The following is a 19,466-nucleotide window of genomic DNA, read 5'->3' as shown; positions in this document are numbered from 1 at the left end:
GCGTGGATTGTTTTTACAGGCTGGCCAGCGGCCCCTGATACAGCACGGGGCCCGTCGGCTGACCGGTTGGCGAGCCGCCTTGCGGTTCCAGGCTCACGGCGAGCACCACCGGCACCCTGATGAGTTGCTGCTGACTTTGGCTAAGGGTTATGCGGCCATCGCCATCGCGGGGGATCAGTCCAAGGGACACCGGTTTGCCTTCAACCGGTATCGCCCACAGTTCCAGGCTGCTGCCCCCATCCACCGCCGACAGCTCCAGCGGTTTTACTTTCAGATAATCGCTGTGGGCCTCGATGCTCAGGCCGGGCTGCGCAGTGCCGCTGAGCAGGGTGGCTTTGTATTGCACGCTGTCGCGATTGTAGAGCAGGCCGGCAGTCACGACGATCAGCAATGAGCAGGCAAGTGCACTCAAACGCAGCCAGTTCCAGAACGGACGCTTTGCCGGCACATGCAGGGTTTGCGGCTCGATACGGGCCACGATGGCCCGCCACACGCGATCCGGTACGGGTTGCTCGATCAGTGGCTCGGTCAGCAGGTTGAGGTGTTCCAGCCAGCGGGCCAGTTCGGCGCGCAGGAGCGCGTCGCCCTGCAGCAGTTGCTCAAAACGCCTGCGGGCCGTGGGCGGCATCAGCCCGATGACGTAATCGGCGGTCAGCGCACGGCGTAACTCGGGTGTTTGATAGTTCATGATTCGAGGCACCTGCGCAGTCGCTGCATACCCCGGCGAATCCAGGATTTGACCGAACCGAGGGGTGCAGCCAGTTGCTGTGCCAGCTCGCTGGCGCTCAGCCCATGGAAGTAAGCGCTGGTGATGCTCTGGAGTTGCATGCCTTCGAGTTGTTCCAGGCACTGGTTGAGGGCGCAGGCTTCACGGGCGCTGCCCAGTTGGTCGAGGGCGCTGGGACTGTCATCGGCCACGTTGTCTTGCTGCTGGTCACTCAAGGGCAATTCACGGTGTTTGCGCAACTGGTCGATGGCCTGGTTGCGGGTGATGGTGATCATCCAGGTCAGGGGTGCCGACAAATGGGCTTCGTAACGTGAGGCGCTGTGCCAGATACGCACAAAACTTTCCTGCACCACATCCTCTGCCAGGTCGCGTCGGCCCATGCAGCGCAAGGCCACGCTGTACAAGCGCGGGGCCACGCTGCGGTAGAGGGTTTCAAAGGCGCGTCGATTACCCAATGAACATTGGGCCAACAGCTTTTCAAGGTAATCGGTATTGGCGGTTAAAATAGCTGTTCTCCCCTCAAAAAAAGCCAGGACTTCAGACCAGTTGTCGGTTGAGGGTAGTTCAGGGTATAGGGTTGTTCCAATCATGTGAGTTACCTCGCTGCTCTGTATACGCAGGCAAGGGCTCAGCGGATGCACTCGTTTTCAATTAAGATTACAGACCGTTTGACCCGATAGTGGCACTTGGGAACATCTGCCCGGTTTTTGGGTCTTACCCATAGTTTTACCGCTCCCTGGCGGGCGGCTTTTTGGTTCTAGAGGTTGAAGCGATGAAAAAGTTGAGCGGCGTGGCACTGGCAACATTGATGACCGTGGCAGCGAGCCCGGTGTTCGCAGGTTTCAGCCTGAGCGACGTAGCCAACGTGGCCGCGCAGGTTCAGGGTGGCAACGGTAATGGCGCCACCACGGACAAGTCGGCCCAGGCCGTGCAAATGCTGACCAAGGTCAACGAACTGGGCGTCAAGCCTGAGCAGGCAGCGGGCGGTATTGGCGCGATGTTGAGCCTGGCGAAAAACCAGCTGACCTCCAGCGACTACTCCGAACTGACCCAGCAAGTGCCGGGCGTGAACAAGCTGGCTGGCGCCGGTGCCCTGGGTCAGTTGAGCCAGTTGGGCGGCCTGCTGGGCAAATCCAGCGGTGTTTCCGAGACCGCGACCAGCGCTGTCAGCAACGTGGCCAACACTGACCAGCTGAACGCCGCATTCACGGCGCTGGGCATGCAGGACGGTATGGTTGCCAAGTTTGCTCCGGTACTGCTGGACTACTTCAAGGGCCAGAACGTCAGCACTTCGCTGCTGAGCAAGCTGGGCAGCGCCTGGGGCGTTTAAAGGCTAGCCGCGCTCGGCACGCAAGGTGCTGATACGCTGGTCTTTCAGGGTCCAGAGCTGGTTGACCCAGCTCTGGACCTGCTCACGAAACACCGGGTCGTTTTCGTAATCCCCCTGCCACAATGCCGGATCCAGTTCGCGGGTCTGTATATCGACAATCACCTTGGGCACCTGCCCGCTGATCAACTGCCAAAAGCCCGGAATCTTTGCCTGTGGATACACCACAGTCACGTCGAGTACGGCATCCAGCTGTTCGCCCATCGCCGCCAGCACAAACGCCACCCCGCCTGCCTTGGGCTTGAGCAGCCAGGTATAGGGTGAATGTTGTTGCGCGTGTTTGGCCGGGGTAAAGCGCGTGCCCTCGAGGTAATTGACGATCGTCACCGGCTGGCGCTTGAACAGTTCGCAGGCAGCCCGGGTGATCTTCAGGTCTTCGCCTTTGAGCTGCGGATGTTTGGCCAGAAAGGCCTTGGAATAGCGCTTCATGAACGGGTAGTCGAGCGCCCACCAGGCCAGGCCCAGAAAGGGGACCCAGATCAGTTCTTTTTTCAGGAAGAATTTGAAGAATGGCGTGCGCCGGTTCAGGCCCTGCATTAACGCGGGGATATCGACCCACGACTGGTGGTTGCTGATCACCAGATACGAGGTATCGCGGCTCAGACCTTCGGCGCCGCGAATATCCCATTGGGTGGGCAGGCACAGGGCAAAAATGCGTTTGTCGATTTCGGACCAGGTTTCGGCAATCCACATCACCGCCCGCGAATTGTAATCGCGCAGGCGCCCCGATGATGCCAGTTTGAGCAGGGCAAACAGCATCAACGGCCCGAACAGGATCAGGGTGTTGCACAGCAACAGCAGGGTAACCAGACAGCCGGTGAGCAGGCGGCGCATAAGCAACTCTTGAACGTTTAAGGACTGGCCATGATAAGCAGACTGGCGTAGAACGCCAAATCCATGGACCTTGTGGGAGCGAGCCTGCTCGCTCCCACACACCTAGTGTGAACCTACTGTGGATAAGTGGTCTAACTCTTACTTTTTCAAAGGAAATGCCTGCATGAAGTCTGTTCTTGCGTTGCTGTCTGTATTGGCGCTGCCGGTGATGGCCGCCGAGCCGACCCTTTACGGGCGTTACGAGTACATCAAATTGCCGGAAATCGGCGAGACCCTTAAAGCCAAGATGGACACGGGTGCCTTGACCGCGTCGCTGTCGGCCAAAAATATCCAGACCTTTACCCGTGACGGTGAAGAGTGGGTGCGCTTCCAGCTGGCCACCGAAGGTGCCAGCAGCAAAGTGTATGAACATAAGGTGGCGCGCATCAGCAAGATCAAAAGCCGCGCCGATGAAGATGAAGACCGGGAAACCCCCGAAAGCGCCAAGCGCCCGGTGGTCGATCTGGAAATGTGCCTGGGTGATGTCAAACGCACGGTGGAGGTCAACCTCACCGACCGGAGCAGCTTCAACTACCCGCTGTTGATTGGCGCCAAGGCACTGCGTGAGTTTGGTGCGGCGGTAAACCCGGCGCGGCGCTATACAGCGGACAAACCGGATTGCTGAGTGAGTGCTTGGCCCTCACCCCAGCCGCTTGATCGGGGTTGACATGGATTTTGAATTCGCTGGAGATCGGCCCCCTCGCCCTTTGGGAGAGGGCTGGGGTGAGGGGCTTGCAGATTTTCAGGTTAGCCCGCCCAAGGCGCCTTGCGTGAGTTGTTCAGTGTGGTGAGATAGCTGTCGCCCCCCAACTGGCTCATCTGCTGACGAATCCACCCGGCGCGGCGGCTGACATAGGTGCTGGGGTGGCTTGCACTCCAGTTCAGCGGGCTGGGCAGCACGGCCGCCAGATAACTGGCCTGCTGGCGCGTAAGGTTTTTGGCACTCACGCCAAAGTGATGCTGCGCTGCGGCCTCGGCGCCGAACACGCCTTCATCCCACTCCGCACTATTGAGGTACACCTCAAGAATCCGCTGCTTGGGCCACAACACCTCGATCAACGCGGTAAACCAGGCTTCCAGGCCTTTGCGCAGCCAGCTGCGACCGGACCACAAAAACAGGTTCTTCGACACTTGCTGGCTCAGCGTACTGGCACCGCGCAGCGTTCCGCCTTGTTCGTTGTGGATCAGCGCAGCCCTGATCGCCCCGAAGTCAAAACCCCAGTGCTCGGGGAATTTCTGATCCTCACCTGCCATGACCGCAACTTTCAGTTCGTCGGATATTTCATCCCACGGCCGCCAACTGCGCTGCAGGTCAATCGGCTGGCCGTCAAGCCATGACTCGACCTTGCGTTCGACCATCAGCGCCGTGCCGGGAAGCGGTACCCAGCGAAAAACCAGCACCAGCAATGCGCTGCCCACTGCGAACCAGAGCAGGACCTTGAGAAAGCGATGAACAAGAAAACGCAGCATGGATGACTTGGCCGAACCCGTTGAGCGGGCCATTATACAGACCCTGCGCCATTCCATGATCCTGACTGGAGTAACCCCATGCTGCGCGTTTTTTTGATGCTGGCCGCATTCTTCGGCTTTACCGGTGTTGCTTTGGGTGCTTTCGCGGCCCATGGCCTTAAAGGCCGCCTGACTGAACAGTATCTGGCTATTTTTCATACAGGCGTGACCTACCAGTTGGTCCACACCCTGGCCCTGTTTGGCGTGGCCTTGCTGGCCACTCATCTGCCCGGGCGCCTGGTGACCTGGGCAGGTGTCTGTTTTGCTGTCGGCATTGTGCTGTTTTCCGGCAGCCTGTATGTGCTGACCATGACCGGCATCAGCAAGCTGGGGATCATCACGCCCTTCGGCGGCCTGGCATTTCTGGCCGGCTGGCTGTGTTTAGGGCTGGCCGCCTGGCGCCTGAGCTGAGCCTGCAAGATGAATGGCTTGGGTCGGCCTGACTGATCGGGCTAGAATGCTGGCCCCTTAAAATGAAGGCAGCGTCGCGCATGCTCATTCAGTTGAACGGTGAATCCTTTGAACTACCCGACGGTGAGACCGTCGCCGACTTGCTGGCCCGTCAGGAACTGACCGGCCGCAGGGTTGCGGTCGAGCTGAACCTGGACATTGTCCCGCGCAGCCAGCATGCCGAGACGGTACTCAAAGCCGGTGACCAGGTCGAAGTGGTGCATGCCATCGGTGGCGGCTAGGTTTTTGCCCTGCCCATCATGCTCGACCCGCAAGTGCACATAATTAAAGAGGATTCCCGATGAGCAACGTTCGCAGCGACAAGCCTTTTACCCTGGCCGGCCGTACCTACCAGTCGCGCCTGCTGGTGGGCACCGGCAAGTACCGTGACCTTGAAGAAACCCGCCTGGCCATTGAAGCCTCGGGTGCCGAGATCGTCACCGTCGCCGTACGCCGCACCAACATCGGTCAGAACCCGGGCGAGCCGAACCTGCTCGATGTGTTGCCGCCGGATCGCTACACCATCCTGCCCAACACTGCAGGCTGCTATGACGCGGTTGAAGCCGTACGTACCTGCCGCCTGGCCCGTGAACTGCTCGATGGCCACAAGCTGGTCAAGCTTGAAGTGCTGGCCGACCAGAAAACCCTGTTCCCCAACGTGATCGAAACCCTCAAGGCCGCCGAGATTCTGGTCAAGGACGGTTTCGACGTAATGGTGTACACCAGCGATGATCCGATCATTGCCCGCGAGCTGGAAGCCATGGGCTGCATTGCCGTGATGCCGCTGGCGGGCCTGATTGGCACCGGTCTGGGGATCTGCAATCCCTATAACCTGCGCATCATTCTTGAAGAAGCGAAAATTCCGGTACTGGTCGATGCGGGTGTGGGCACTGCCTCCGACGCGACCATCGCCATGGAAATGGGCTGCGAAGCGGTGCTGATGAACTCGGCCATCGCCAATGCCCAGCATCCGATCATCATGGCCGAAGCCATGAAACACGCCATTGTGGCGGGCCGCCTGGCGTACCTGGCCGGGCGCATGCCGAAAAAACTTTATGCCAGCGCCTCTTCGCCGCTGGATGGTCTGATCAAGTAAGAGCCACTGATGACTGAATCACTAGACACCCCAATCCCGGAAGAAGGCGACGATCGCCAACACCGTCGCATCAAGAGTTTTGTGATGCGCGCCGGGCGCATGACCGAAGGCCAGCAACGCGGCCTCGATCAAGGCACGCCGCTGTATGTACTGCCACTGGCTGACGCGCCGGTCGATTTCGACCAGGTGTTTGGTCGCTCTGCGCCGCGCACCCTGGAGATCGGTTTTGGCATGGGCCATTCCCTGCTGGAAATGGCAGCGGCTTCGCCTGAACAGGACTTTATCGGCGTAGAGGTTCACCGTCCGGGTGTGGGCGCGCTGCTTAACGGCGTGTTGACCCAGGGCCTGACCAACTTGCGGGTATACGATTGCGATGCAATCGAAGTCCTGACCCGTTGCGTGGCAGACAACAGCCTTGATCGCCTGCTGCTGTTCTTCCCGGACCCTTGGCACAAGAGCCGTCACCACAAGCGCCGGATCGTGCAAGCGTCCTTCGCCGAACTAGTGCGCTCCAAGCTCAAGGTTGGCGGCGTGTTGCACATGGCTACCGACTGGGAACCGTATGCTGAATACATGCTGGAAGTGATGAACGTCGCGCCGGGTTACCGCAATCTGGCTGAAGACGGCAAGTGCGTGCCACGTCCGCCTGAGCGCCCGGTGACCAAGTTCGAACGCCGCGGCGAACGTCTTGGGCACGGTGTGTGGGATTTGAAGTTCGAAAAACTGGCTTAAGCGGTTTTTCAATCACCGGCCCCACCCTGCTTTGGGGTCGGTGAAGTTCGTACGAAATCTGTGGGAGCGGGCTTGCTCGCGATGGCATCACAGCGGTGAATCAGATGCACCGCGTAGCCTGTATCGCGAGCAAGCCCGCTCCCACACGATATACTGGGTGTTCTTCAGCGCCGATCCGCCACCACCCCGATCAATACCAGCACCACCAACAGCACCGGTGCCAGGCTGTAGTTGTTGAACTGGCTCAACCCGCGTTCGACCCAGGGCGTGGCGTAGATCAGGGCCGCACCGCTGCCGATCAGGCAAAGCAGGGCCATCAGCGGCACGCGCAGGGCGCCCGCAATGCTGCCCAGACGTTGTTCGACCCAGCCCTTGAAGTCGGCACCGAACAGCACCAGTACACAGCCAATCAAGGCCAGAGCGATCTCCGAGAGGTGACTGCGGCTCCAGCGCGATACGTTGGCAAGCAGGTCGAGTACCAAGTCCATTCGATTTCCTTAGGTCAAAAAGTGCTGCAACAGGTCATTGAGAAACAGCTGGCCCCGGGCAGTTGCCGCCAGGCGTGACGGTTCGACCTGCAATAAGCCACTTTGTTCGGCTGCTTTGCGTCCAGTGCTCAAGCTGTCCAGTGGTAACCCCGTGCGTTGAGGGTAGAGCGCCGAGTCAACGCCGTCGGTCAGGCGCAAGGCGTTCATTAGAAACTCAAATGGCAGCTCTTCTGCTGTAAGAGCTTTCTCTCCTGCTTGAAAGGATTTCGCTGGATTCAGGTAGTCCTTTGGCAGACGAGTTTTCCAGGTGCGCACGATACGGCCATCAGGATGGCTCAGTTTGCCGTGGGCGCCAGCGCCGATGCCGATAAAGTCGCCGAAACTCCAGTAATTGAGATTGTGCCGCGCCGGCCGGCCGGGCTGGGCGTAGGCCGACACTTCGTACTGGGTGTAGCCGTGCTCGGCGAGCAGCGCTTGACCGGCTTCCTGAATGTCCCACAGGGTGTCGTCTTCCGGCAGCACGGGGGGCTGGTTCCAGAACACCGTGTTGGGCTCCAGGGTCAGCTGATACCACGACAGATGCGTCGGCTTGAGCGCAATAGCCTGGCGCAGGTCGCTCAGGGCGTCCTCCAGGGACTGATCGGGCAAGCCGTGCATCAGGTCCAGGTTGAAGTTGTCAAAGCCCGCCAGTCGCGCCATTGAGGCTGCACGCACAGCTTCATCGCCGTTGTGGATGCGACCCAGGGCCTGCAGCTTCTCTTGCTGGAAGCTCTGGATACCGATCGACAGGCGATTGATGCCCAGCTTGCGGTAAGCCACGAACTTTTCCTGCTCGAATGTGCCCGGGTTGGCTTCCAGGGTGATTTCGATATCACTGGCAAACGGGATGCGCGCTTCAACGCCCTTTAGCAGGCGCCCCAGAGCGTGTGCGCTGAACAGGCTCGGTGTACCGCCGCCGAAGAAGATCGAGCTGAGCTCGCGACCATAAACAGCGTGCAGGTCCTGATCGAGGTCGGCCAGCAGCGCGTCGACGTATTCGTCTTCGGGCAGCACCGGGCTGGCGGTGTGGGAGTTGAAGTCGCAATACGGGCATTTGCGCACGCACCACGGAATATGGATATACAGCGACAGAGGGGGCAATTGGCTCAGCGGCGCGCGCGGCGCCTGCTGGGTAAAGCCAGCCGCGCCCAGATAGAGCGGCTGTGGAGGTGTGTCGTGGGTCATTTCAGGCCCAAACGCTGACGCAGCAAAACCATGGCGCGCGCACGGTGGCTCAGCTGGTTTTTCTCCGTGGGGCTGAGTTCGGCGCTGGAGCAGTTGCGCTCCGGTACCCAGAACAGCGGGTCATAGCCGAAACCGTGTTCGCCGCTGGCTGCAGGCAGGATGCGCCCGTGCCACAGGCCTTCACAGATGATCGGCAGCGGGTCGTCGGCGTGGCGTACCAGTGCCAGCACGCAGACAAACTGTGCACCGCGCTCTGCCTCGGGCACGTCTTTGAGGGCGTCGAGCAGCTTGGCGTTGTTGGCCGCGTCGCCTTTGCCGTCTGCATAACGTGCCGAATAAATGCCCGGCGCGCCGCCGAGAAAGTCCACGGCCAGCCCCGAGTCGTCGGCCAGTGCCGGCAAGCCCGAGAGGCGTGCGGCATTGCGGGCTTTAAGAATTGCGTTCTCAACAAACGACAAGCCGGTTTCTTCCGGCTCAACGCTGCTGAATTCTCCAATCGAGCGCAACTGCACCGACTCGCCGAGCATGGCCTGAAGTTCTTTGAGTTTGCCGGCGTTGTGGCTAGCCAGTACCAGTTGCGTGAGGTTCATCATTCGATTGGAGCGACCATTTGAGAAAATTGGATGGTTTCAGAGGTAGCGCCGCCTGCCTTCACATCCACTTTGAAGGTGAAGGTCTGCGGCCCGGCCACCGGGAACTGGGCCAGATAATTGATTTCGCCGTTCTTGCCCACCTGACGGAAGGTCAAGGGTATCGGCTTGGCATCGCCCGTCCGGACCGTGCCTTGAACGTTGGCGGCAATGTTCTTGCCGCCCTTGTTCAGGGTGATGTTGAGCACCGCATTGGTTTTGCTGCGGGTGACTTCAAATTCGTTGGCGATTTCCGGCGTCAGGAAAGTCGACGGGAACGCGTTGTAATACACCGTTGTGTCGCCAAACGTCTGTTGACGCTGGGCAGATGTGCCGTCACCGGCAAAAGCCTGCATGCCAAAACACATCGAAAGCAGTAGTAATCCAATACGACCCATTGTCACTCTCCTTAGAACTTGCTGGTTTAGACCGCGACCTGATGATCCTGAAGGCCGGGACTGCTGACACGATAAATGCCAATCTCGCCCAACAGGTTAGGCCATATCTTGCTCGCCCACCCGTGTCGGTGTTGTTGATCTACGGCAAGGCGGTTGATCACTTGTGCTTCGCGCTCGCGGCACAGCGCCTCGAAGTCTTCGAAAGTGCAGAAGTGAATGTTCGGCGTGTTGTACCAGGTGTAAGGCAGGAATTCGGAGACCGGCATCCGCCCCTTGCTGGCAAGGTACCAGCGGCAACGCCAGTGGCCGAAGTTCGGAAAGGTGATGATGCACTGGCGACCGACGCGCAGCATTTCATCGAGGATCCGGTCGGGGTAGTGCACGGCTTGCAGCGCCTGGGTCATGACCACGATATCAAAGCTGTTGCTGGCGAAGTTGCCCAGGCCCTTGTCGAGGTCCTGCTCGATGACGTTGATGCCCTTGGCCACACATTCGGCAATGTTGTCCGGGTCGTTTTCCAGGCCGTAACCGGTGACTTGCTTGTTGTCGCGCAGCCAGCTCAGCAGTTCGCCATCACCACAACCAAGGTCGAGCACGCGGCTGCCGGCGGGGATCCAGTCTTGGATGATTTCCAGGTCGGCTCTCATGGCGTTCTCACAGTTCTATGCGGTTCATGTAATTGCTGAAGGCTTGCAGGTAGCGCGGAATCGGGATCAGAAAGGCGTCATGGCCTTGCGGAGCGTCGATTTCCAGGTAGCAGACGTCTTTTTTCGCGGCCATCAATGCATCCACCAGCTCCCGCGAGCGGGCCGGCGAGAAGCGCCAGTCGGTGGTGAACGACATCACGCAGAAGCGTGCCTTGGCCCCGGCAAAAGTTTTGGCCAGGTCGTCGTCAAAGTTGGCCGCCGGGTCGAAGTAGTCCAGCGCCTTGGTCATCAACAGGTAAGTGTTGGCGTCGAAACGCCCGGAGAACTCTTCGCCCTGATAACGCAGGTAGCTCTCGACCTGGAACTCGACGCTGTGGAAGTCGTAGTTGAGGTTTTCGTTCTTCAGGCCACGGCCGAATTTTTCGCCCATCGAGTCATCGGACAGGTAGGTGATATGCCCGACCATGCGTGCCAGCATCAGGCCGCGCTTGGGAATCACGCCTTTTTCCTGGAACGAACCGCCGTGGAACTCGGGGTCGGTAAGGATGGCCTGACGAGCGACTTCGTTGAACGCGATATTTTGCGCGGACAATTTGGGCGCCGAGGCAATCGCCAGGCAATGGCGCAGGCGATCAGGGTAACTGATGCTCCACTGCAGCGCCTGCATGCCACCCAGGCTGCCGCCGATCACGGCGGCCCATTGGCTGATGCCCAGCCTGTCCGCCAGGCGAGCCTGACTGTGGACCCAATCTTCAACGGTCAACACCGGGAACTCGGCGCCAAACGGACGGCCGGTTTCAGGGTTCATGCTGCTTGGGCCGGTAGAACCGTTGCAGCCGCCCAGGTTGTTGAGGCTGACGACGAAGAACTTGTTGGTGTCGATTGGCTTGCCGGGACCGATGCAACTGTCCCACCAGCCGGGCTTGCGATCATCGGCGCTGTGGTAGCCCGCCGCGTGATGGTGCCCTGACAGTGCGTGACAGATGAGTACGGCGTTGCTGGCCGAGGCATTGAGGTGGCCGTAGGTTTCGTAGATCAGATCATAGGCAGGCAGTGAGCGACCGCAGGCTAGCGCCAGGGGCTCGTTGAAGTGCGCTGTTTGCGGCACGACCAGACCAACGGAATCGGGGGGAAAGGCAGCTGGCATCGACCCTGCTCTCATTTAAATGAGGCGTAAGTCTAATGAGCGGGGGGCGTAGCAGCAAGCAATGGTCTGGGCTGATTTTATGACCTGTAGCCAAACTCTGTGGGAGCGGGCTTGCTCACGATTGCATCACCGCAGTTTGTCGACCGAGCGCGGTGCCAGTATCGCGAGCAAGCCCGCTCCCACAGGTTCAGGGCCTGGCCAGCCCCGGCAAGTCCGGCAGTTTTTTGGGTGCATGCAAGCGCACGCGTTTCTGCCGGTTAAGCTCGCCGCTCACCAGGCTGACCTGACTTTTGGCTATGCCGAACGCCTTGGCCAGAAAGGCCATCAGGTGGGCGTTGGCCTTGCCCTCTACCGGTGGGGCGGTGAGACGGATTTTCAGGCGGTCACCGTGCAGGCCGGCGAACTCGTCGTTGCTGGCCTTGGGTTGCAGGTGACAGTCGAGAATCAGGTCCTCGCCGTCCCAACGGTAGTAGCTCATCAGATCAGGCCGAACAAGATGACCGGCATGCCGACGTACATGGCCAATGGCGGGATCACGAAGCTCTGGATCAGCTGGATCACCATAAACGCCAGGATGGGCGAGATATCCAGGCCGCCCATGCTTGGCAGGAAGCGGCGGAACGGGGCCAGGGCAGGTTCGGTGATCTGGTTGACCAGTTCAGCACCAGGGCTGGTGCTGCCGGGTGCCACCCACGACAGGATCACGCTGATGATCATGGCGAAGAAGAACACTTTCAAAAACAGCGCAGTCACGCCAATGATCGCCCAGAGCAGCAGGCCAAAGACGTTGAACGACATGTAGCTGAGCGTCAGGACCACGGCGAAGATCACCATCTGCACGATGATCGCCAGTACCAGCGATGACATGTCCAGGCCGAACAGGCTCGGGATCACCCGGCGCAGCGGCTTGAGCAGCGGCTGGGTGGCCTTGACGATGAACTGGCACAGCGGGTTGTAGAAGTTCGCCCGCACCAGTTGCAGGATAAACCGCAGCAGTACGATCAGCAGGTAGAGGCTACCCAGGGTTTGAATCACGAAAATGGCAGCGCCATTAAGTCCGGACATCATGTGCTCCTTTATTGACCTAGTTGTTCGGCCATTTCGGCCGAGCGGTGCGCGGCGGCACTCAATGCTTTTTCGACCGTGGCGGCAAAGCCGTCGGCCTGGAATGACTTGATCGCTGCTTCAGTAGTACCGGCAGGCGAGGTCACGCGGCGGCGCAGCTCGGCAGCATCGACATCGCTGGCCACGGCCATGTGCGCGGCACCCAGTGCAGTCTGCTCGGCAAGCTGCTTGGCCACGTCACGGGGCAGGCCGAGCTTGACGCCGGCATCGGTCATGGCTTCGATCAACAGGAAGAAGTACGCCGGGCCGCTGCCGGACACGGCAGTCACGGCATCGATCTGCGCTTCGCTGTCCACCCACACCACAATGCCCACGGCGCTTAGCAGTTGTTCAGCCTGCTGGCGTTGCTCGGCGGTAACATCGGCGGTGGCAAACAGGCCACTTACGCCCTTGCCCAGCAGGGCCGGGGTGTTGGGCATGCAGCGTACCAGCGGCTGGTTGCCCAGCCAGTCAAGCAGGCTGGCGCAGGTAATGCCGGCGGCAATGGATACCAGCAATTGATGGGGCTTGAGGTGCGGGCGCAGGTCCTGGCACACGGCTTTCATGGCCTGTGGCTTGACCGCGATCACGATCACATCGGCGTCCTGAATGGCTTGCGCGTTATCGGCAAACAGTTCGATGCCATGCTCGGCGGCCACTTTGGCCCGCGTCTCGGCACCCGGATCGCTGGCGCGGATCTGTGCTGCATCCAGGCCTTTGGCCAACAGGCCGCCGATCAAGCTGGAAGCCATGTTGCCGGCGCCGATAAAGGCAATACGCATTTTGCTCATAACCGATCCTTATAAAAAATGAGACAGGCCGTTTCAGGCCTGGCCGTAGTCGCGGGCGCCAAATAATGCAGTGCCGATGCGTACCCAGGTGGCGCCTTGGGCAATCGCAGACTCCAGGTCATGGCTCATGCCCATTGAAAGCGTATCAAGGCCCATGTTCAGGCTTTCTTGCAATGTGCGTACTGTCGCAAAGGCTGCGTCCTGCTCGGCGCGGTCCTCCGTGGGCTCGGGTATCGCCATCAGGCCGCGCAGTTTCAAGCGTGGCAGGGCGCTGATGGCGGCCGCCAGCGCAGGAAGGTCTGCCGGGGTACAGCCCGACTTGCTGGCCTCACCGCTGACATTGACCTGAATGCAGATATTGAGCGGCGGCAGGTTTGCCGGGCGCTGTTCAGACAGGCGCTGGGCAATTTTGAGCCGGTCAACGGAATGCACCCACGCAAAATGCTCGGCGATGTCGCGCGTCTTGTTCGATTGAATGGGGCCGATGAAGTGCCAACACAAGGGCAGGTCGGCTAATTCGAGCTGTTTGGCGCGGGCTTCCTGCAGGTAGTTTTCGCCAAAGTCGCGAATGCCCGCGGCATGGGCTTCACGCAGCGCGCCAGCAGGTTTGGTCTTGCTGACAGCGAGTAGATGAATGCTCGTTACATCACGTTGCACAGCCAGTGCGGCTGCACGGATGCGCGCCTCAACCCGGGCAATGTTGCCTGCTATCGTGGACATTCGTGTAAGCCCGCTGTTGTGAAAGTCAGCGGCATTCTACTGGAATTGGGAGGGGGGATGGATATCGCTGACCTGGTTGGCATGCAGCCGCTGGAAGCGGCTGCATGATTTGCCTGCGCTTAGCGTTGCACAACCTGCAGCGCGCCTTTCTCTTTAGGCAGCACACGCTTGGCAACCACATAGTGGTTCTGCCAGTAAGGCTTTTGCAGCGTGTCGATAGTCACCGACTTGCCGCGACGCGGAGCGTGGATAAAGCGGTCGTTGCCCAGGTAGATGGCAACGTGGTTGACCTTGCGGCTCTTGATGTTGAAAAACAGCAAGTCGCCAGGCTTCAAGTCCTTGCGCTCGACCTTTTGGCCATGGCCGCTGGCCATTTCGCTGGAGGTGCGTGGCAAATCAACGGCGGCCACGTCATTAAAGGCGTATTTGACCAGCCCGCTGCAGTCGAACCCTTTACTTGGGCTGCTGCCGCCCCAACGATAAGGGGTGCCCAGCACGTTGACGGCGCGGCTCAGCACCGTGCTGCTCTGCTTGTTGGCGGCGGCCAGGGAAGCGGCCGCAATTTTGCCCGGGGCCTTGCGGTGGGCTTTACTGGAGGCAGGACGTGCTACGGTCTTGCTGGTAGAGGCAACATAAGGCGCACTCGCAGATGACTTTGCGGTGTAGCCGGTGAAGCCCGAAGGAAGGTGTTGCTCACGATTGGTGGCGTGGGCGGCCAGTGGCAATAATAGGCAAATGGTTAGCCATGTCTTGAATATAGGACGCATTCGGCAGGGCTCAATGGTTATAAACGCGAAACTTTATAACAGCTTTTTTGTCCTTTCTCAGGCCATTTGTCAGGTGGACTGTAGGGTCAATTTCCGTAACGATGATGGCAAATTGTCGCATGGCGAGGGTGCAGGTCAGGTAACACAAGGCTTTGCGCCAATTTCTGTAAGACACTTTTACCTTTTGCACGACAGTAAAAAAGTCACAAAAAACTTCACAATATTTTTCTATCAGCAGCAAAGAGGGCATTTATGAGCGGCTATCGAGACGATGTTCAGCGCGATACTCACAGCAAAGTGCTGGGCTATTTGCTGTGGATTTTTGGTTTCCTGGGCGCGCACCGCTTTTATTACGGCAAGCCGGTAACCGGGACGATCTGGTTTTTCACCCTGGGCTTGTTGGGTATTGGCTGGTTGATCGACTTGTTCCTGATCCCGAGCATGGACCGTGAAGCCGACTTGCGGTTTACCGCAGGTAATACTGACTACAGCGTGGCCTGGATTCTGCTGACGTTTCTGGGCGTCTTGGGCGTACATCGGATGTACATGGGCAAATGGATCACAGGCATCATTTACCTGTTCACCGGCGGTTTTTTCCTGATCGGCGTCCTGTATGACTTCTGGACTCTGAACGATCAGATTTCGATCAAGAACGCAGAGCGTCGTTAAGACACAAATCCTGCCTCTGTGGGAGCGAGCCTGCTCGCGAATGATCTTCGCGAGCAGGCTCGCTCCCACGACTACAGGTTATTGGTAGCGCGTTAGCCTTCGTAACTGATCCGCCCATCCACCAGCGTGTAACGCACGGCACTCGGCAGGCAATGGCCGAGGAACGGGCAGTTGTCGCCTTTGGAGTGCCATTGTTCACCGACCAGGGTCGAGGCCGCGGGGTCAAACAGCACCAGGTCCGCCGCCGAACCCACTGCCAGTTTGCCGGCTGGCAGGCGCAAGGCGTCAGCCGGGCCAGCGCTCAGGCGGTTGAGCAGCGTCGGCAGGTCGAGCAAACCGTCTTCTACCAGTGTCATCGCCAGCGGCAGAAGCACTTCAACGCTGCTCATGCCCGGTTCGGTCGCGCCGAACGGTGCCAGTTTGGCATCGCGTTCGTGGGGCTGGTGATGGCTGGAGATGGCTTGCACCACGCCCGACTTCACAGCTTCGCGCAGGCCGTCACGGTCGGCGCGGGTGCGCAGTGGCGGTTGCACATGGTAAACGCTGGAAAAATCCACCAGTGCTTCGTCAGTCAGAATCAGCTGATACAACGCCACATCCGCAGTGACTTTCAGGCCACGAGCCTGGGCCTGAGCGATCAGGGCCACGCCACGGGCGCTGGTCAGCTGGCTGAAGTGTGCGCGCACGCCACTTTGTTCAACCAGCAGCAGGTCGCGGGCCAGGGCTACGGTTTCGGCGGTTTCCGGAATGCCCGGCAAGCCTCGGAACGCAGCCATTGCACCGTCGTGGGCAATCCCGCCTTCGGCCAGATCACGATCCTGGGAGTGGAAGATCACCGTCAGGTCGAACGTGGCGGCGTACTCCAGTGCCCGGCACAGGGTGCGGGTGTTGCTGAAACTGTTGAGGCCGTTGCCAAATGCCACACAGCCCGCGTCGCGCAGGGCGATCAGTTCGGCCAGTTGCTCGCCGTCCAGGCCTTTGCTCAATGCACCGATCGGGAACACCTTGCAGTTACCGGCTTCGCGGGCGCGGTCAAGGATCAGCTCGGCAACGGCCGAGGTGTCCAGCACCGGCTTGGTGTGCGGTGGGCAGCACAGGCTGGTGACGCCACCGGCCGCAGCCGCGCGGGTCTCGCTGGCGATGGTGCCTTTGCGGCTGTAGCCCGGTTCACGCAGGGCAACGTTGAGGTCAACCAGCCCGGGGGCGGCCACCAGGCCTTTGGCTTCGATGGTTTGCGTCGGGGTGAAACCGGCTGGCGCTGCGCCAATGGCAACGATCTTGCCGGCCTCCAGGTGCAGGTCAGTCACTTGATCCAGCTGGCTGGTCGGATCAATTACACGGGCGCCGAGAATGCTGAGCTTCACTGGGCGTTCTCCTGTTCGAATTGGCGCTGGGCGGTTTGCCCGCTCATGGTCATGGACAACACCGCCATGCGCACGGCAATGCCGTAGGTCACCTGGTTGAGGATCACCGAGTGCGGGCCATCGGCCACCGCGGATTCAATCTCGACCCCCCGGTTGATCGGCCCCGGATGCATCACGATGCAATCAGGCTTGGCCCCGGCCAGGCGGGCAGTGGTCAGGCCGAACAGGCGGTAGAACTCGCCTTCGCTCGGCAGCAGGCCACCGGACATGCGCTCGCGCTGCAGGCGCAGCATGATCACCACATCCACGTCTTTCAGGCCTTCGGTCATGTCGGTGTAGACCTTCACGCCGTACTGCTCGATGCCGATCGGCAACAGGGTCTTCGGCGCGATAACGCGAATGTCCTTACAACCCAGGGTCTTGAGGGCGATCATGTTCGAACGTGCCACCCGCGAGTGCAGGATGTCACCGACGATGGCCACCGACAGGTTTTCGAAGCCGCCCTTGTGCCGACGGATGGTCAGCATGTCGAGCATGCCCTGGGTCGGGTGGGCATGGCGGCCGTCGCCGCCGTTGATGATTGCCACCTGCGGGCACACGTGCTCGGCAATGAAGTGCGCGGCGCCGGAGTCACCGTGGCGCACCACAAACATGTCGGCGGCCATGGCTTCTAGGTTGCGCAGGGTGTCGAGCAGGGTTTCGCCCTTGCTCGCCGACGAGGTCGACACGTTCAGCGTGATCACGTCGGCCGACAGGCGCTGGGCGGCCATTTCAAAGGTGGTGCGGGTGCGGGTGGAGTTTTCGAAGAACACGTTGCACACGGTCTTGCCGCGCAACAACGGGACTTTTTTCACGGCTCGGGCGCCGACTTCAAGGAACGAGTCGGCGGTGTCGAGGATTTCTGTCAGCAGTTCACGGGGCAAACCGTCGAGCGACAGAAAGTGGCGCAGCTGGCCCTGATCATTGAGCTGCAGCGGGCGCTTGGCGTCTGTAGGCGTCATCGCAATGGTCTCTTAGAGGGCTAGGTCTTGAAGTTCGAGTGTCAGTGGCGCGGGGCCGGACAATTTTACCCGCTCGCTCGGCTTGAGCGACAAGGTCGCGCCCACCACATCCGGACGGATCGGCAGCTCGGCGGCGTCCAGGTCCAGCAGGCTGACCAGGGTCACGCTGGCCGGACGACCATAGTCGAACAGCTCGTTCAGCGCTGCGCGAATGGTCCGACCGCTCATCAGCACATCGTCGATCAGCACCAGGTGCTGGCCTTCAATTTCGAATGGCAATTCGGAAGGCCGCACTTGCGGGTGCAGGCCGTTCTGGCTGAAATCATCGCGGTAGAACGACACGTCCAGCGTGCCCAGCGGGGCCTCGCTGTTCAGCGCCTTGAGCAGCGCCTGGGCAACCCAGATGCCGCCGGTGCGGATACCGATGTAACGTGGTTCGGTGATACCGCGACGGGCCAGGTGGGCCTTGAGATCAAGGGCCATCTGGGAGATCAGTTCAGCGGGAACAGGCAGGATCATGGTGGCTCCTTAAAAGGCCCGCGCAGCAGAACGTGCGGCGGCGGGCGCAAACAATGAGGCGGGTCAATTGTACAAGCGCCGGGTCAGTCTTGAGAGTGCGCCGGGTTTTCGTCGAGCCAGCCTTGCAGCACCAGTTTGGCGGCGATGGCATCAACGGGGTTGTCGCGGTAGCTGCCGCGCTGGCCGCCCTGGGCCCGGCGCTCGCCCTTGGCCTCGAAGGTGGTCAGGCGTTCATCATGGGTAAAAACCGGCAAATTGAAGCGGCCATTCAGACGATTGGCAAATTTCTGCGCCCGGGCGCAGAAGTCGCTCGGGGTGCCGTCCATGTTCAGGGGCATGCCGACCACCATTGCGTCGGGCTGCCACTCCTTGATCAGCTTTTCGATTTCTTCCCACTTGGGGATGCCATTCTCGGCTTTCAGGTTGCACAGTTCGCGGGCCTGGCCAGTAATCATCTGGCCCACAGCCACGCCGATGGAGCGGGTGCCGTAGTCGAAGCCCAGCAGTAAACGAAGGCTGGCCATCAGCAATGGCCTGCTTGGGTGCTTAACAAATTGAGGTTCACTCCGAGGTGTTTGGCGGCTGCGTCGAGGCGCAGCTCGCTTGGGGTATCAAACAGGATATGAGCGGAATAGGGGCAGGTCAGCCAGGCGTTGTCGGCCAATTCGGCCTCCAGCTGGCCAGCATCCCAGCCGGCATAGCCCAGGCAGATCAGGCTGCGGTTCGGGCCGCGGCCGTCGGCAATGCTGAACAACACATCGGCAGAGGTACTCAGGGCCAGCCCGTCGTCGAGTTCGACTGTAGCGTCAAAGTTCATGCTGGCCGGATGCAGGACAAAGCCACGGTCGATCATGACAGGCCCGCCACCGAAGACCGGCACGTGCTGGCACAGGGGTGAAGAAAGTTTTTCCGGGCGCAACTGCTCAAGAACATCCGCCAGGTTCAGTTCCAGCGGACGGTTGATCATCAACCCCATGGCACCATTGGCCGTGTGCTCGACGATGTAGGTCAAGGAGTGGGCAAAGTTCGGGTCGGCCATATGGGGCATGGCGATCAGGAATTGATGCTTGAGGTAAGTCGGCGCGTGTTTTTTCATGAGTCTTAGTGTGGCGCTGGCAGCGTGAACTGACAAGTTTGCAGCTCAAGATTCCTGGGTCTTTGTGGGAGCGGGCTTGCTCGCGATACAGGCGGCGCGGTTTAACGTTAAAACGCAGCGATCCAATC

General features: G+C 60.1%; 27 protein-coding genes. 7 read left to right on the top strand and 20 right to left on the bottom strand.

The features are described from left to right. Nucleotides 1–13: 13 nt before the first annotated feature. Nucleotides 14–688: an anti-sigma factor gene (locus PPTH39_RS15260; protein WP_130872152.1), complete on the bottom strand. Its 675-nt coding sequence runs from the start codon at nt 686–688 to the stop codon at nt 14–16. Beyond that, nucleotides 685–1,317, bottom strand: coding sequence for a sigma-70 family RNA polymerase sigma factor (locus PPTH39_RS15255; RefSeq protein ID WP_232527652.1), 633 nt, complete (start codon nt 1,315–1,317; stop codon nt 685–687). Before PPTH39_RS15255 ends, PPTH39_RS15260 begins: the two co-directional genes overlap by 4 nt. A gap of 182 nt (nt 1,318–1,499) precedes the next feature. Here PPTH39_RS15255 and PPTH39_RS15250 point away from each other — a divergent pair, with 182 nt between their 5' ends. Next, nucleotides 1,500–2,057, top strand: coding sequence for a DUF2780 domain-containing protein (locus tag PPTH39_RS15250; protein ID WP_094999842.1), 558 nt, complete (start codon nt 1,500–1,502; stop codon nt 2,055–2,057). 3 nt (nt 2,058–2,060) lie between these two features. Here PPTH39_RS15250 and PPTH39_RS15245 read toward each other — a convergent pair whose 3' ends face one another. After that, nucleotides 2,061–2,948: an acyltransferase gene (locus PPTH39_RS15245; RefSeq protein WP_094999843.1), complete on the bottom strand. Its 888-nt coding sequence runs from the start codon at nt 2,946–2,948 to the stop codon at nt 2,061–2,063. A gap of 163 nt (nt 2,949–3,111) precedes the next feature. On the opposite strand from PPTH39_RS15245, the gene rloA2 reads away from it, so the two are divergent. Then, nucleotides 3,112–3,612 carry a retropepsin-like aspartic peptidase RloA2 gene (gene rloA2, locus PPTH39_RS15240; RefSeq protein ID WP_095019604.1) on the top strand — a complete coding sequence of 167 codons (501 nt, stop codon included), beginning with the start codon at nt 3,112–3,114 and terminating at the stop codon, nt 3,610–3,612. A 122-nt stretch (nt 3,613–3,734) separates the two neighbouring features. On the opposite strand, the gene mtgA is transcribed toward rloA2, so the two are convergent. After that, nucleotides 3,735–4,490, bottom strand: a complete 756-nt coding sequence (gene mtgA, locus PPTH39_RS15235) for a monofunctional biosynthetic peptidoglycan transglycosylase (RefSeq protein WP_370688633.1) — start codon at nt 4,488–4,490, stop codon at nt 3,735–3,737. Between the two features lie 45 nt (nt 4,491–4,535). Here mtgA and PPTH39_RS15230 point away from each other — a divergent pair, with 45 nt between their 5' ends. The 4 genes from PPTH39_RS15230 to trmB all read left to right on the top strand — a co-directional run bounded on the left by PPTH39_RS15230 (nt 4,536) and on the right by trmB (nt 6,774). Beyond that, complete coding sequence (locus tag PPTH39_RS15230; RefSeq protein ID WP_094999845.1) at nt 4,536–4,907, top strand: DUF423 domain-containing protein; 372 nt, start codon at nt 4,536–4,538, stop codon at nt 4,905–4,907. Nucleotides 4,908–4,987: 80 nt separating this feature from the next. After that, nucleotides 4,988–5,188 carry a sulfur carrier protein ThiS gene (thiS, locus tag PPTH39_RS15225; RefSeq protein WP_016782550.1) on the top strand — a complete coding sequence of 67 codons (201 nt, stop codon included), beginning with the start codon at nt 4,988–4,990 and terminating at the stop codon, nt 5,186–5,188. 59 nt (nt 5,189–5,247) lie between these two features. Further along, entirely contained in the window at nt 5,248–6,042 is a 795-nt protein-coding gene (locus PPTH39_RS15220) for a thiazole synthase (protein WP_019828053.1), read from the top strand. Nucleotides 6,043–6,051: 9 nt separating this feature from the next. Beyond that, the gene (gene trmB / locus PPTH39_RS15215) at nt 6,052–6,774 is read left to right on the top strand and encodes a tRNA (guanosine(46)-N7)-methyltransferase TrmB (protein ID WP_094999846.1); all 723 of its coding nucleotides are present in this window, start codon (nt 6,052–6,054) and stop codon (nt 6,772–6,774) included. A 164-nt stretch (nt 6,775–6,938) separates the two neighbouring features. Here the strand turns inward: trmB and PPTH39_RS15205 are convergent, their stop codons facing one another. The 11 genes from PPTH39_RS15205 to PPTH39_RS15155 all read right to left on the bottom strand — a co-directional run bounded on the left by PPTH39_RS15205 (nt 6,939) and on the right by PPTH39_RS15155 (nt 14,689). Continuing rightward, on the bottom strand, nt 6,939–7,262 hold the full coding sequence (locus PPTH39_RS15205; protein WP_016782547.1) for a DUF3392 domain-containing protein: 324 nt from the start codon (nt 7,260–7,262) through the stop codon (nt 6,939–6,941). Nucleotides 7,263–7,271: 9 nt separating this feature from the next. After that, the gene (hemW, locus tag PPTH39_RS15200; RefSeq protein WP_094999847.1) at nt 7,272–8,486 is read right to left on the bottom strand and encodes a radical SAM family heme chaperone HemW; all 1,215 of its coding nucleotides are present in this window, start codon (nt 8,484–8,486) and stop codon (nt 7,272–7,274) included. After that, nucleotides 8,483–9,079, bottom strand: coding sequence for an RdgB/HAM1 family non-canonical purine NTP pyrophosphatase (gene rdgB / locus PPTH39_RS15195; protein ID WP_094999848.1), 597 nt, complete (start codon nt 9,077–9,079; stop codon nt 8,483–8,485). Before rdgB ends, hemW begins: the two co-directional genes overlap by 4 nt. Beyond that, on the bottom strand, nt 9,076–9,513 hold the full coding sequence (locus PPTH39_RS15190; RefSeq protein WP_094999849.1) for a DUF4426 domain-containing protein: 438 nt from the start codon (nt 9,511–9,513) through the stop codon (nt 9,076–9,078). Before PPTH39_RS15190 ends, rdgB begins: the two co-directional genes overlap by 4 nt. Before the next feature lie 26 nt (nt 9,514–9,539). Further along, entirely contained in the window at nt 9,540–10,160 is a 621-nt protein-coding gene (gene metW, locus PPTH39_RS15185; protein ID WP_016782543.1) for a methionine biosynthesis protein MetW, read from the bottom strand. Between the two features lie 7 nt (nt 10,161–10,167). Beyond that, nucleotides 10,168–11,307 (bottom strand): homoserine O-succinyltransferase MetX, encoded by a 1,140-nt coding sequence (gene metX, locus PPTH39_RS15180; protein ID WP_095020465.1) that lies wholly within the window; start codon nt 11,305–11,307, stop codon nt 10,168–10,170. A 187-nt stretch (nt 11,308–11,494) separates the two neighbouring features. Beyond that, complete coding sequence (locus tag PPTH39_RS15175; RefSeq protein ID WP_095039054.1) at nt 11,495–11,785, bottom strand: DUF167 domain-containing protein; 291 nt, start codon at nt 11,783–11,785, stop codon at nt 11,495–11,497. Continuing rightward, nucleotides 11,785–12,372: a YggT family protein gene (locus tag PPTH39_RS15170; protein ID WP_094999852.1), complete on the bottom strand. Its 588-nt coding sequence runs from the start codon at nt 12,370–12,372 to the stop codon at nt 11,785–11,787. The genes PPTH39_RS15175 and PPTH39_RS15170 overlap by 1 nt, the downstream gene beginning before the upstream one ends. Nucleotides 12,373–12,383: 11 nt before the next feature. Next, complete coding sequence (proC, locus tag PPTH39_RS15165; protein WP_094999853.1) at nt 12,384–13,202, bottom strand: pyrroline-5-carboxylate reductase; 819 nt, start codon at nt 13,200–13,202, stop codon at nt 12,384–12,386. A 33-nt stretch (nt 13,203–13,235) separates the two neighbouring features. Continuing rightward, nucleotides 13,236–13,922: a YggS family pyridoxal phosphate-dependent enzyme gene (locus PPTH39_RS15160; protein WP_095019608.1), complete on the bottom strand. Its 687-nt coding sequence runs from the start codon at nt 13,920–13,922 to the stop codon at nt 13,236–13,238. A gap of 119 nt (nt 13,923–14,041) precedes the next feature. Next, nucleotides 14,042–14,689: a C40 family peptidase gene (locus tag PPTH39_RS15155; RefSeq protein WP_094999855.1), complete on the bottom strand. Its 648-nt coding sequence runs from the start codon at nt 14,687–14,689 to the stop codon at nt 14,042–14,044. Nucleotides 14,690–14,941: 252 nt separating this feature from the next. Here PPTH39_RS15155 and PPTH39_RS15145 point away from each other — a divergent pair, with 252 nt between their 5' ends. Beyond that, nucleotides 14,942–15,358 carry an NINE protein gene (locus PPTH39_RS15145; protein ID WP_094999857.1) on the top strand — a complete coding sequence of 139 codons (417 nt, stop codon included), beginning with the start codon at nt 14,942–14,944 and terminating at the stop codon, nt 15,356–15,358. A gap of 92 nt (nt 15,359–15,450) precedes the next feature. Here the strand turns inward: PPTH39_RS15145 and PPTH39_RS15140 are convergent, their stop codons facing one another. From PPTH39_RS15140 to PPTH39_RS15120, 5 genes are all read right to left on the bottom strand, one after another. Beyond that, nucleotides 15,451–16,722: a dihydroorotase gene (locus tag PPTH39_RS15140; protein ID WP_094999858.1), complete on the bottom strand. Its 1,272-nt coding sequence runs from the start codon at nt 16,720–16,722 to the stop codon at nt 15,451–15,453. Next, nucleotides 16,719–17,723, bottom strand: coding sequence for an aspartate carbamoyltransferase catalytic subunit (locus PPTH39_RS15135; protein WP_094999859.1), 1,005 nt, complete (start codon nt 17,721–17,723; stop codon nt 16,719–16,721). The genes PPTH39_RS15140 and PPTH39_RS15135 overlap by 4 nt, the downstream gene beginning before the upstream one ends. A gap of 12 nt (nt 17,724–17,735) precedes the next feature. Continuing rightward, nucleotides 17,736–18,242 carry a bifunctional pyr operon transcriptional regulator/uracil phosphoribosyltransferase PyrR gene (pyrR, locus tag PPTH39_RS15130; protein WP_094999860.1) on the bottom strand — a complete coding sequence of 169 codons (507 nt, stop codon included), beginning with the start codon at nt 18,240–18,242 and terminating at the stop codon, nt 17,736–17,738. A gap of 83 nt (nt 18,243–18,325) precedes the next feature. Further along, nucleotides 18,326–18,766, bottom strand: a complete 441-nt coding sequence (ruvX, locus tag PPTH39_RS15125; protein ID WP_088378774.1) for a Holliday junction resolvase RuvX — start codon at nt 18,764–18,766, stop codon at nt 18,326–18,328. Next, entirely contained in the window at nt 18,766–19,338 is a 573-nt protein-coding gene (locus PPTH39_RS15120; RefSeq protein ID WP_094999861.1) for a YqgE/AlgH family protein, read from the bottom strand. The genes ruvX and PPTH39_RS15120 overlap by 1 nt, the downstream gene beginning before the upstream one ends. Between the last annotated feature and the right edge of the window lie 128 nt (nt 19,339–19,466).

Source organism: Pseudomonas bubulae (assembly GCF_900618535.1).
Lineage (GTDB): Bacteria > Pseudomonadota > Gammaproteobacteria > Pseudomonadales > Pseudomonadaceae > Aquipseudomonas > Aquipseudomonas bubulae.
Note: the sequence above shows the minus strand (reverse complement) of the source record. Positions and strands in the feature narration are given on the sequence as shown.

Excerpts from the sequence above, each read along its gene's own strand:
- PPTH39_RS15260 (WP_130872152.1), bottom strand. The coding sequence starts at position 688 with ATGAACTATCAAACACCCGAGTTACGCCGTGCGCTGACCGCCGATTAC.
- PPTH39_RS15255 (WP_232527652.1), bottom strand. The coding sequence starts at position 1,317 with ATGATTGGAACAACCCTATACCCTGAACTACCCTCAACCGACAACTGG.
- PPTH39_RS15250 (WP_094999842.1), top strand. The coding sequence starts at position 1,500 with ATGAAAAAGTTGAGCGGCGTGGCACTGGCAACATTGATGACCGTGGCA.
- PPTH39_RS15245 (WP_094999843.1), bottom strand. The coding sequence starts at position 2,948 with ATGCGCCGCCTGCTCACCGGCTGTCTGGTTACCCTGCTGTTGCTGTGC.
- rloA2 (WP_095019604.1), top strand. The coding sequence starts at position 3,112 with ATGAAGTCTGTTCTTGCGTTGCTGTCTGTATTGGCGCTGCCGGTGATG.
- mtgA (WP_370688633.1), bottom strand. The coding sequence starts at position 4,490 with ATGGCCCGCTCAACGGGTTCGGCCAAGTCATCCATGCTGCGTTTTCTT.
- PPTH39_RS15230 (WP_094999845.1), top strand. The coding sequence starts at position 4,536 with ATGCTGCGCGTTTTTTTGATGCTGGCCGCATTCTTCGGCTTTACCGGT.
- thiS (WP_016782550.1), top strand. The coding sequence starts at position 4,988 with ATGCTCATTCAGTTGAACGGTGAATCCTTTGAACTACCCGACGGTGAG.
- PPTH39_RS15220 (WP_019828053.1), top strand. The coding sequence starts at position 5,248 with ATGAGCAACGTTCGCAGCGACAAGCCTTTTACCCTGGCCGGCCGTACC.
- trmB (WP_094999846.1), top strand. The coding sequence starts at position 6,052 with ATGACTGAATCACTAGACACCCCAATCCCGGAAGAAGGCGACGATCGC.
- PPTH39_RS15205 (WP_016782547.1), bottom strand. The coding sequence starts at position 7,262 with ATGGACTTGGTACTCGACCTGCTTGCCAACGTATCGCGCTGGAGCCGC.
- hemW (WP_094999847.1), bottom strand. The coding sequence starts at position 8,486 with ATGACCCACGACACACCTCCACAGCCGCTCTATCTGGGCGCGGCTGGC.
- rdgB (WP_094999848.1), bottom strand. The coding sequence starts at position 9,079 with ATGATGAACCTCACGCAACTGGTACTGGCTAGCCACAACGCCGGCAAA.
- PPTH39_RS15190 (WP_094999849.1), bottom strand. The coding sequence starts at position 9,513 with ATGGGTCGTATTGGATTACTACTGCTTTCGATGTGTTTTGGCATGCAG.
- metW (WP_016782543.1), bottom strand. The coding sequence starts at position 10,160 with ATGAGAGCCGACCTGGAAATCATCCAAGACTGGATCCCCGCCGGCAGC.
- metX (WP_095020465.1), bottom strand. The coding sequence starts at position 11,307 with ATGCCAGCTGCCTTTCCCCCCGATTCCGTTGGTCTGGTCGTGCCGCAA.
- PPTH39_RS15175 (WP_095039054.1), bottom strand. The coding sequence starts at position 11,785 with ATGAGCTACTACCGTTGGGACGGCGAGGACCTGATTCTCGACTGTCAC.
- PPTH39_RS15170 (WP_094999852.1), bottom strand. The coding sequence starts at position 12,372 with ATGTCCGGACTTAATGGCGCTGCCATTTTCGTGATTCAAACCCTGGGT.
- proC (WP_094999853.1), bottom strand. The coding sequence starts at position 13,202 with ATGAGCAAAATGCGTATTGCCTTTATCGGCGCCGGCAACATGGCTTCC.
- PPTH39_RS15160 (WP_095019608.1), bottom strand. The coding sequence starts at position 13,922 with ATGTCCACGATAGCAGGCAACATTGCCCGGGTTGAGGCGCGCATCCGT.
- PPTH39_RS15155 (WP_094999855.1), bottom strand. The coding sequence starts at position 14,689 with ATGCGTCCTATATTCAAGACATGGCTAACCATTTGCCTATTATTGCCA.
- PPTH39_RS15145 (WP_094999857.1), top strand. The coding sequence starts at position 14,942 with ATGAGCGGCTATCGAGACGATGTTCAGCGCGATACTCACAGCAAAGTG.
- PPTH39_RS15135 (WP_094999859.1), bottom strand. The coding sequence starts at position 17,723 with ATGACGCCTACAGACGCCAAGCGCCCGCTGCAGCTCAATGATCAGGGC.
- pyrR (WP_094999860.1), bottom strand. The coding sequence starts at position 18,242 with ATGATCCTGCCTGTTCCCGCTGAACTGATCTCCCAGATGGCCCTTGAT.
- ruvX (WP_088378774.1), bottom strand. The coding sequence starts at position 18,766 with ATGGCCAGCCTTCGTTTACTGCTGGGCTTCGACTACGGCACCCGCTCC.
- PPTH39_RS15120 (WP_094999861.1), bottom strand. The coding sequence starts at position 19,338 with ATGAAAAAACACGCGCCGACTTACCTCAAGCATCAATTCCTGATCGCC.